Raw genomic sequence first — 6,928 nt, forward strand, 5'->3', positions numbered from 1 at the left:
CTGGTGGTTTCGACCAGCCTTGCCGCCTTGGACGATGTATTCGGCTGCCTTGACCAGTCGAATCCGCAGATCCTGATCGACCCGACCCGCGCCGAACGCGTGATCGCGCTGGGCCGTGCTTTGGCGGTTGCGCCGGGCAAGGTTGTGCGCGAACTTTCAGAGGAAGACCGGTTGGCGCTGATGCGGCTGACCCAGCAAGTGAGCGAGATCGCCAGCAAGCTTGAACGCCTTGCCGGGAACGATGCCTCCAGCCAGCCGCAAGGCGGCGGCGGAGCAGGGGCGTTCCGGTTTGAAAGTCCCAAGTCAGCTTTTGCGCCCCTGGCTGAAGATGGCAGCGAACGGCTGGTCCGCGCGCCGCGGCCGCCGCTCCCCGATCCGCGACTGGTGCGGCGGATCATTCGTCAGCGCCAGATGCGGGCGCGCTTTTTCGATGGCGAACTGTTTGCCGATCCCGCCTGGGACATGCTGCTCGATTTGACCGCCGCGCGGGCTGAACACGCGCGGGTGTCGGTTACCAGTCTGTGTATTTCCAGCGGTGTCCCGCCAACCACTGCGCTGCGGTGGATCGGCCAGATGACTGAGTGCGGCCTGTTCCAGCGGGTTGAGGATGAAGCCGATCGGCGCCGCGCCTTCATTACGCTGACCGACAAGGCCAGCGACGCGATGTCGCGCTACTTCGCGGAACTGGGGCCCGCCGCACCGCGCCTCGTCTAGACCCGCATGAATTATGCTCCGGGGCTTCCGTTTCACCCCGCACCAAGCTAAGGGCGCGGGGCAAGGGCGGTTAGCTCAGTTGGTAGAGCATCTCGTTTACACCGAGAGGGTCGGGGGTTCGAGCCCCTCACCGCCCACCATGACATCGCGATTCGTCTGCAATATGCGGAAGGAATTTCGGTCAAATGGCAATTGCACCAAACCCCGCAGCCCTGTAAGGGGCCGCCTTGCCTGGCCCTAAAGGCCGCTCCGGCATGCCGCTTTAGCTCAGTTGGTAGAGCACATCATTCGTAATGATGGGGTCACGTGTTCGAGTCACGTAAGCGGCACCATTTCCCTGCTCCAGGTTGTTCCTGAAAGCTTGAGTATCCAATGCTTCGCAGCACCGTCGGCGCCATCGCCTAGAGCACGTAGCGAAGCTTGATCGTGATGCTGACGCGATCCCGCAATTCAATCTGGGCTTCGGAAAAACGAGGTGCGCGCGGCTTGAACGGGGGATTGCGCGAGAAGCCGTACCCCTCGCGCGGAACGCCCAGCATCGTGTCGAGCTTGCCGTTGGCGTTGGCGTCGTGAAACACACTGACCGCATAGCTGCCTGCCGCAAGTCCGGTCAGTTCGGTGCGCGCCGTGCCGTTGGCAATCGTCAGGCTGGCGGTGCGAACGGCCCTGTCGCGGCAGTCGGGAAAGGGAGCTGCCGGCGGACAAAGCGCCAGGCGAATCACGCCCTTTTCCGACTTCACCCCAATGATGGTGACGGCAACCGCGGCCTCTTCGATCTGGGCCTGGCCCGGCGAAGGGGCCAACACCGCCAACAAGCAGGCAGCAGGCGGGCCGGCCCGGAACCTGAGCCGGCGGAAAAAGCGGTGTCGCGGTTGATCCATCATCGCAGATTAGCCGCCCGGCCGTGCGCGGCAAGCCGCACGGTGCATGAACTTTGGGGAGGATAGGCCCGCCGGGCCGATCAGCCTAATCGGCGACAATGGCGACTGGTGCTCCGTTGGTGATTGTCGGGGGCGGGCTGGCCGGCTCGCTCGCGGCCTTGTGCCTGGCGGAGCGGCGGCCGGATATCCCGCTCTTGCTGCTCGAACGCGGGGAGCGCTTTGGCGGCGATCACACCTGGTCGTTTTTCGATAGCGACGTGCCGCAAGCAGCCGGGGCGCTTGTCGCCGCGCTTGAACCCATGCGCTGGCGGCGTCATCGCGTGCGTTTCGAAAGCCGGGTGCGCGAATTCGCGGTACCTTATAATTCGGTTCAATCCGCAGCGCTGGACACGCTGGTACGATCGCGCTTGCCGGCTGGACAGTGGCGCACCGGAATCGGCGTGGCCCTGTTGGAGGCGGAGGCGGTGGTCCTGACCACTGGCGAGCGGATTGCGGCCAGGGGCGTGATCGACGCACGCGGCCCGCAGTGCGCGATGCCGGGGTTGAACCTTGGCTGGCAGAAATTCGTCGGGATCGAATTCGCGGCCGCTCATCCGGAGCCGGATTGCGCGGAGGTGATGGATGCCACGGTGCCGCAGTGCGATGGCTATCGCTTTGTCTACACCTTGCCACTGGCCGCGCGCCGCGTGCTGATCGAGGATACCTATTACAGCGATACGCCCGACTTGCCCGTGGCGATAATTGCCGAACGGGTTCGCGTGCTCGCCGCAGAGCGCGGGCTGCTGGGGGCCGAACTGCGCCGGGAAACCGGTGTCTTGCCGATCCTGCTCGGCGGCGATCCGGCGGTGTTCTGGCCGAGCCGCGATCCCGTTGCGCGGCTGGGCCTGGCGGGCGGGTTCTTCCACGCCACGACCGGGTATTCGTTCGGATTGGCGATGCAACTGGCCGCCGAACTGGCCGCCCTGCCGGGCCGACTGGACGGACCGGACCTGGCGCGATGGAGCCGCGCGCGCTTCCTGCAATGCTGGCGCGAGATGCGCTTTTTCAGGCTGCTCAATCGGATGCTGTTCGGTGCTGCGCCGCCCGATCAGCGGCATCGCATCTTTGCGCATTTCTATCGCCTGTCGCCTGCGCTTATCGCGCGCTTCTATGCCGGTCAGCTGACGCGACCCGATTGCTTGCGGATCCTGTCCGGGCGCCCGCCCGTTCCGGTTCTGGCGGCGCTCAGGGCAATGGTGCGAGGATGATGGAACGCGCCGCCCTGGTGACCGCCGCCGCCGCCACGATCGCACGCGGATCGCAAAGTTTTGCGGCGGCCAGCAAGCTTTTCGCGCCCGCAACGCGGGAGCGGGCCTGGCTGCTCTACGCCTGGTGCCGCGCCGCCGATGACCTGACCGATGGGCAAGAACTTGGCCACGATGCCCGGACGCCGCCCGGACCCGGCGAAGCTCAGGCCCGGCTCGAAGCGTTGACAATCGCCGCGCTCGACGGGGCGGCAGACGTGCCAATCCCGTTCGCGGCGTTGCGCCAGGTGGCGTGCGAAACGAACCTGCCGCGCCGGCTCATCGAGGATCATCTTGCAGGTTTTGCACTCGATGCGGCCGGATGGCGGCCCCGAACCGAAGATGACCTGCTGCGCTATTGCTACCACGTCGCAGGATCCGTCGGTTGCATGATGGCGGTGATCATGGGGGTAAGCGCCGACGACGAAGATACGCTCGACCGGGCTTGCGATCTTGGCCTGGCCTTCCAGCTTGCCAATATTGCCCGCGACATCGTGCCTGATGCCCAAGTTGGCCGATGCTATCTGCCCGCGGACTGGTTGCAGGCGGAAGGGCTGGACGAAGCCGACCTGATCCGTCCCGAGGCGCGGCTGAGGATCGCCAGATTGGCGCGGCGGCTGGTCCTGCTGGCGCGGCCCTATCGCCGTTCGGCCCGCGTTGGCGCGGCGCGACTGCCGCTGCGCTCGCGGCTGGCCGTATTGGCGGCCGACGGCATTTACGGTGCGATCGGCGAAATGGTCTTGAAACTTGGCGAACAGGCCTGGGATCAACGGGTGAGGACCGGGACCTTGCGCAAGGTTGGTCTGCTTGCGCGCGCCGGTCTGGTCAGCATCCTGCCGCCGTCTCCGGCTCCGCGCGATATGCTTTGGACGCGCCCCCGTTAGTTGCGCAGGGCGGGGCCGCGCAGCTGCCCAGCATCCGCCGCGCGCAATTGGGCCTTGAGGGTGTCGATTGGCGGCGCCCAGAGAAAGCCGAAGCTGACGTTGCCATGCTTGCTCTCAACCACATGATGCAGCCGATGGGCCTGAACGATCCGCTTGAAATAATTGCTCTTGGGAACAATCCGATGCGGCAGGCGGCGGTGCACGATCCAGTCGTGAAAGCCGAAGTAGATCGCACCGTAACCAGCGATCCCGGCACCGATCGCGGTTGCCCATTCTCCCCATCCGCCGCGCACGCCGAGCCAGATCATTGCGATCGAGGGTAGGGCAAAGATTGCCGCGTAGAGGTCGTTCCACTCGAACCAGCCCTCGCGGGTGCGATGATGGCTGGCGTGCAAGAACCAACCGGGGCCATGCATCACCCAGCGGTGCATGGCATAGGCAAACAGTTCCATCGCGCCCAGGGTCGTCAGGAAAATCGCCGCGAGGATCAGCACGTGCATCGCCGGCGTCACACGATCAGGCTGGCAGTCGCCTTGGCACTGCCGACCACGCCGGGAATGCCCGCGCCGGGATGGGTTCCCGCGCCGACAAAATAGAGATTGGGAAAATGGTCGTCACGGTTGTGGCCGCGGAACCACGCACTCTGGGTCAGCACCGGTTCGAGGCTGAAGGCGCTGCCAAGGTGAGCGCCAAGATCGTCGGCAAAATCCTGCGGAGAGTAATGATAGCAGGTGTCGAGGCGGTCATCGAGATCGGGGATGAGGAGATCGCGGATCCTGCCGAGTACCACATCGCGGTACCGCGGTCCTTCGGCCACCCAGTCGACCGCGGCCCGGCCCATGTGCGGCACGGGGGCAAGCGCATAGAAGGTCGATTTGCCGGTCGGGGCCATGTCCGGATCGGTTGCGCTGGGATGATGCAGATAGATCGACGGGTCTGCCGCGAGGCGCCCCTTGCGATAGATGTCGTCGAGCAACGGGCCGTACCGGTCGGAGAAGAGGATCGAATGGTGTGCAATGCCCGGGAAAGAGCCACGCAGCCCGAAATGAACGACGAACAAGCTGGGCGAAAACCGCTTGCGGTGCAGCGAGCGCACCTTTCTGGCAGCATATCCCGAGCCTTCGAGCAGACCATAACTATGCACCAGATCGCCATTGCTGGCCACCAGGTCGGCGGTCAGTACCCGCGACGAGGCGGTCACGATGCCGGTAACGCGCTTGCGCTCGTGGGTGATCCGGCTGACCTTTTCGCCCAGAATGAGCTTGCCGCCGAGACGTTCGAACAAAGCAATCATCCCGTTTACCAGGGCGTTCGTACCGCCCTTAGCAAACCAAACCCCGCCGAGCTTTTCCAGCCGATGGATCAGCGCATAGATGCTGCTGGTGTTCATCGGGTTGCCGCCGACGAGCAGGGTATGAAAGGATAGCGCCTGACGCAGCCTGTCGTCCTTCACGAAGCTTGAAACGACCGAGTATACGGATCGCCACGCCTGGTGACGGGCAAGCGCAGGGGCGACCTTCAGCATTGCGGTGAAATCGAGGAACGGCACCGCACCAAGCTTGAGATAGCCTTCTTCGTAAACGCCCCGCGAATATTCGAGAAAGCGCGCATAGCCGGCCACATCGGCCGGGTTGAGCCGCGCGATTTCCGCGTTCAGTTCTGCATCGACATTGGAATAGTCGAATTGCGTCCCGTCATTCCAGATCAGACGGTAAAACGGGTGCACCGGAAGCAGCGTGACATCGTCGGCCATCCGGCTGCCGGACAACGCCCACAATTCTTCGAGGCAGGCCGGATCGGTGATGACCGTCGGCCCGGCATCGAATGTGTAGCCGTCGCGCTTCCAGACATAAGCGCGCCCCCCGGGGCGATCGCGCGCTTCGACGATAGTTGTCTCGATTCCTGCGCTTTGCAGACGGATCGCCAGGGCGAGGCCGCCAAAGCCGGAACCGATTACGATTGCTGAACGGGGATTGGGCATGGCATCGCACCTATGACAGGCGGCGGGTCAATCAACCTGTCCCAAAGGGCGGATACCACCACAGGGCAAGGCATCGCACTCTGACGGCGAGAAGAACCACCATGGCCGCCAGAACCCTTCCGAGCGCAAATTCGCACAAGAGCAGTCAGCAACCGCGCGAGGTGCTGCTCGCCAATCCGCGCGGCTTCTGTGCCGGGGTGCAGCGCGCGATCGATGCCGTCGAGCGGGCTCTGGATCAGTATGGCGCTCCGGTTTACGTCCGCCGCGCCATCGTTCACAATCAGGTCGTCGTGCGGCGGCTTGAGCGGCTGGGCGCGATTTTCGTTCAGGATGTGGCCGAAATCCCCCCCGGCGCGATCACGATCCTGTCCGCCCACGGGAGTGCCCGGTCGGTAAAACTGGCGGCGCAATCACGCAATCTGCGGGTGGTCGATGCGATCTGCCCGCTAGTGGCCAAGGTTCATGCCGAGATCGACAATTGGTACCGCGCTGGTCGGCATGTCCTGCTGATCGGGCATCTTGGTCATCCCGAAATCGTCGGGACGCTTGGCCAGGTGCCCGCCGGAGCGGTGTCCGTGGTCTCCAAGCCCGAGGATCTCGACGCGCTGGATCTGCCCCCGAACATGGCACTCGCATATGCGGTGCAAACCACTTTCTCCCAGCGGGATGCGGCGGCGATGATCGAAGCGATCAAGGCGCGCTTCCCCGACGTTGCGGGACCGCGCTCAAGCGACATCTGCTATGCGACGACCAATCGCCAGAACGCGATCGAGGCCATCGCGCGCAAATGCGATCTGGTCCTCGTCGCGGGTGACCCGATGTCATCGAATGCGCGCCGTCTGGTAGAGGTGGCCAGCGCGGCCGGCTGTCCCGACGCCCGCCTGATCGCCGCCGCCGCCGAGCTGCCGCTGGCCGCCGTACTGAACGCACGCCGGATCGGCCTGACCGCGGCGGCGTCCACTCCCGCCGACGTGGTCGATGCGATCTGCGATGCGCTTGCCGAACTCGGCTGCACGATCAGCGAGACTGAAGGCGCGGTCGAAGACGTGCGGTTTCGCGCCGTGGCACTCGCCGGTCTTGGCGGCGAGGAGGGCGCCGGATCGCTCGAAGATCGCCTGGTGCGCTTGCGCAAGGATATCGATGCCGAACTCGACCGGGCGATCGGTCATGGGCGCGGTCGCGACC

7 protein-coding genes and 2 tRNA genes are annotated in these 6,928 nt (G+C 64.8%); 6 read left to right on the forward strand and 3 right to left on the reverse strand.

What is annotated here, in order from left to right; translation table 11 throughout:
* The 3 genes from ACE3SN_RS15375 to ACE3SN_RS15385 form a co-directional block, all read left to right on the forward strand.
* The coding region (locus tag ACE3SN_RS15375) for a winged helix DNA-binding protein (RefSeq protein ID WP_374531489.1) at window positions 1-714 on the forward strand (714 nt) is incomplete at its 5' end.
* 64 nt (window positions 715-778) lie between these two features.
* A tRNA-Val gene (locus tag ACE3SN_RS15380) sits at window positions 779-854 on the forward strand.
* A 116-nt stretch (window positions 855-970) separates the two neighbouring features.
* Window positions 971-1,046 (forward strand) — tRNA-Thr (locus ACE3SN_RS15385).
* Window positions 1,047-1,115: 69 nt separating this feature from the next.
* Here ACE3SN_RS15385 and ACE3SN_RS15390 read toward each other — a convergent pair.
* Entirely contained in the window at window positions 1,116-1,598 is a 483-nt protein-coding gene (locus tag ACE3SN_RS15390) for a DUF2141 domain-containing protein (RefSeq protein WP_374531490.1), read from the reverse strand.
* A 95-nt stretch (window positions 1,599-1,693) separates the two neighbouring features.
* Between ACE3SN_RS15390 and crtY the strand changes: the two genes are divergently transcribed.
* Window positions 1,694-2,842: a lycopene beta-cyclase CrtY gene (gene crtY / locus ACE3SN_RS15395; RefSeq protein ID WP_374531492.1), complete on the forward strand. Its 1,149-nt coding sequence runs from the start codon at window positions 1,694-1,696 to the stop codon at window positions 2,840-2,842.
* Window positions 2,839-3,762 (forward strand): phytoene/squalene synthase family protein, encoded by a 924-nt coding sequence (locus ACE3SN_RS15400; RefSeq protein ID WP_374531494.1) that lies wholly within the window; start codon window positions 2,839-2,841, stop codon window positions 3,760-3,762. Before crtY ends, ACE3SN_RS15400 begins: the two co-directional genes overlap by 4 nt.
* On the opposite strand, the gene ACE3SN_RS15405 is transcribed toward ACE3SN_RS15400, so the two are convergent.
* Both ACE3SN_RS15405 and ACE3SN_RS15410 read right to left on the reverse strand, forming a co-directional pair.
* Entirely contained in the window at window positions 3,759-4,262 is a 504-nt protein-coding gene (locus ACE3SN_RS15405; RefSeq protein ID WP_374531496.1) for a beta-carotene hydroxylase, read from the reverse strand. The genes ACE3SN_RS15400 and ACE3SN_RS15405 overlap by 4 nt on opposite strands.
* An 8-nt stretch (window positions 4,263-4,270) precedes the next feature.
* Window positions 4,271-5,743 carry a phytoene desaturase gene (locus tag ACE3SN_RS15410; RefSeq protein ID WP_374531498.1) on the reverse strand — a complete coding sequence of 491 codons (1,473 nt, stop codon included), beginning with the start codon at window positions 5,741-5,743 and terminating at the stop codon, window positions 4,271-4,273.
* 101 nt (window positions 5,744-5,844) lie between these two features.
* On the opposite strand from ACE3SN_RS15410, the gene ispH reads away from it, so the two are divergent.
* Window positions 5,845-6,928 (forward strand): 4-hydroxy-3-methylbut-2-enyl diphosphate reductase (gene ispH, locus ACE3SN_RS15415; RefSeq protein WP_374531501.1); only part of this gene is annotated, 1,084 nt, incomplete at its 3' end.

Origin of the sequence: Novosphingobium sp., assembly GCF_041915465.1 — a bacterium.
In the GTDB taxonomy this organism is placed as follows: Bacteria; Pseudomonadota; Alphaproteobacteria; order Sphingomonadales; family Sphingomonadaceae; genus Novosphingobium.

Coding starts and splice junctions, on each gene's coding strand:
- ACE3SN_RS15390 (WP_374531490.1), bottom strand. CDS start 1,598: ATGATGGATCAACCGCGACACCGCTTTTTCCGCCGGCTCAGGTTCCGG.
- crtY (WP_374531492.1), top strand. CDS start 1,694: ATGGCGACTGGTGCTCCGTTGGTGATTGTCGGGGGCGGGCTGGCCGGC.
- ACE3SN_RS15400 (WP_374531494.1), top strand. CDS start 2,839: ATGATGGAACGCGCCGCCCTGGTGACCGCCGCCGCCGCCACGATCGCA.
- ACE3SN_RS15405 (WP_374531496.1), bottom strand. CDS start 4,262: ATGCACGTGCTGATCCTCGCGGCGATTTTCCTGACGACCCTGGGCGCG.
- ACE3SN_RS15410 (WP_374531498.1), bottom strand. CDS start 5,743: ATGCCCAATCCCCGTTCAGCAATCGTAATCGGTTCCGGCTTTGGCGGC.